The organism is Bacillus sp. SRB3LM (genome assembly GCF_015712745.1).
Taxonomy (GTDB): Bacteria; Bacillota; Bacilli; order Bacillales; family Bacillaceae_G; genus Bacillus_A; species Bacillus_A thuringiensis_K.
In genome coordinates this window covers 1-2,481 of the sequence record NZ_VWVQ01000089.1, presented here as the reverse complement: position 1 = coordinate 2,481, position 2,481 = coordinate 1, and the positions used below count along the sequence as shown (strand labels likewise).

Sequence of the window (2,481 nt, the reverse complement as noted above, 5' to 3'; positions counted from 1 at the left end):
CTACTGGAGATACAGGGCCTACTGGAGATACAGGGCCTACTGGAGATACAGGGCCTACTGGAGATACAGGACCTACTGGAGATACAGGACCTACTGGAGATACAGGCCCTACTGGAGATACAGGACCTACAGGAGGCACAGGCCCAACGGGAGATACAGGACCAACGGGAGGCACGGGACCAACGGGAGATACAGGGCCTACAGGAGGCACAGGCCCAACTGGGTTAGCCAATGATTTTGTATTTTCTACTATAAGTGCAGTGACTAGTACAGCTCCTGCTTCAGGTGCTGTACCATTTGATACAATTTCCCCAACAGGTGGAAGTAGCAACATCACACTTGATACTACAACAGGAATATTTACTTTAATTGCTGGTCATAGTTATTTAATTATATATTCTATTGGATCTAATAATAATACGCAGTTTCAATTAGCTACAGGTATTGCGCCAGCGATTCCAAATACTTTAATTCAAGGAACTTTGACTGCAACTTCCAATTCCTCAAATGCTAACCATACTTCATCAGCTATTGTAGATCTGCGTGCTACAGCAAGTAATACTACTCTAGCTGTTAATAATATATTGGCTTCAGCACAAACTGTAGTCCCAGCTAGATGCCAAGTAACAATTGTTACTTTAGTATAGTAAAGAGCTGGAATCATAATAAATGCGTGTATTAAAGGGAATTTCAATGTCAATAAAACATTCATTATAATTACGAATATAACGAGTCCGTATCCTTTTGTTAGGTAGCGGACTTTTTATATTTGTAAATGTACATACATATTATTAATAAATGAGAGTGTTTTATACTGTGATATTATTACAAAGTGAATTTCTTTATTATCAATTTGCCACTTGTTATGTAATGATTAAACAACTTGAGAAAGAGTTGGAAATTACTTTACAATCATCGACATTAGATGTTTCTTATCTGGTGTTTAGCTGCTGTACAGGGGGAACACTTTTTACTAATCAGGCTGTATATTTCTTAATTAGAATCATATATAAGAAAAAATAGTTAATACTCCCGAAAAAGTTACGATGGCCGATTCTATAAAGTTTAGGTTAAATGTTTTCCATCATAAATTCATTATTAAAATATAGCTTGTCCATTAAATTGTTCACAATGCCATTGAAATAAGCGAATTTACCCTTTTTCATGTTTACTCCGGATTTAATTTTCATAACAAACTCTTTGATAGCTTGTAAGCCAATAGTAAGTTCCTGGTCTTTAGTAAATGTTTTATCACCTGTTGTATGGTTAACGATTTTATTACATTGTCTTACGACTTTCCATAGTTCTTGAATTGTTTTAGATTCACTGTAAAAAGAGAGAACTAAAGAAATAAAACGTTCTGGTACCCAGTGAGCAACAAAATCAGCTTGTTCAATATTCTCTTCTGGAGTATTGCTATTCTCATTACTATTACGTTTGTTTATATTTTGTTTTAAGGTTTTAGTAGTTGTTTTATTGGTGTGACATTTTTTTGCATTTTTAATAGGGTCTTGTGTGACAACCTGTTCCTCCACAATAATTGGTTGAATAACAATAGCGTTGCTTGTTTGTCTCATATCGCTTTTACGCTTCATTTCTAGTTGTTTAACAATACCTAAAGACTCTAAATGTAGGCATACTCTAATAACTGTTCTACGGCTAATATTGAGGTCTTCAGCGATGTGTTTCTTTGCTCTGAATGATATACCAAAGAACTTAGAAGAATAGTTGTGTAATTTATTTAATACAGCCAATTGAGTTTTATTTAACTGATCTACGAATTTCTCTTTGTATGCACGAACAGTCTTATTTAATTCATTGACAGTTTTAAATGTTGCGAGATTTTCATATGTTTCATTACCTGCAATAATTGTAATTCCTTGTTTCTTTTTCATAAGGGCTCGTCTCCTCCGAAAACAAAAAAGCAACAGAATGCCACAAAATGTAAGCAAACTGTTGCGAGGAACCCTTATGTACGGTAAAATGAGGTACATAAAGAGTTACAGCAAGTGTTTGCCTAGTGAGATTAGGCGGACGGTTAATAAAGTGTTCCACCACTTTATTAACACGCTGTGCTCTTTTATTTTTTTATTAGTTTAATTTCGATTTTTTCGGTAACAAATCTGGTCACAAACAATCAGAAAAGTGTTGCCATTTATATTTTTCGATATAGCGTAAAGCTGCTTAATATAGATGTTTTGTGCACTTTTTGGAAATTAAAGTTTTATATATTAAAGATTACCTATATCGTATCACATATACTTTTGACAAATATTGAAGAAATGCTCTTTTTATGTTATTTTTGTAGGCTATCTTCCTAATTCTATATATCTTCCATTGCCTGAAATGTTTTCACATCAAAGATTTCTTTTTCATTTCTACAAATTATGACCTGGTCAAGAAAAACTGGAACATGAAATAGATTATGCAATTGATTTTGAATACTGATACGGAGTCATTCCATTTAATGATGAGTGCGGA

At 33.9% G+C, this 2,481-nt stretch carries 2 protein-coding genes; one reads left to right on the top strand and one right to left on the bottom strand.

The annotated features are described in order from the left end of the window. Positions 1 to 647, top strand: a 647-nt coding sequence (locus tag F3I02_RS27110) for a hypothetical protein (protein ID WP_196478610.1), incomplete at its 5' end; no start/stop codon positions are given. A 423-nt stretch (positions 648 to 1,070) separates the two neighbouring features. Here the strand turns inward: F3I02_RS27110 and F3I02_RS27105 are convergent. Beyond that, on the bottom strand, positions 1,071 to 1,895 hold the full coding sequence (locus tag F3I02_RS27105; protein WP_196478609.1) for a helix-turn-helix domain-containing protein: 825 nt from the start codon (positions 1,893 to 1,895) through the stop codon (positions 1,071 to 1,073). Positions 1,896 to 2,481: the final 586 nt, after the last annotated feature.

Coding starts and splice junctions, on each gene's coding strand:
- F3I02_RS27105 (WP_196478609.1), bottom strand. CDS start 1,895: ATGAAAAAGAAACAAGGAATTACAATTATTGCAGGTAATGAAACATAT.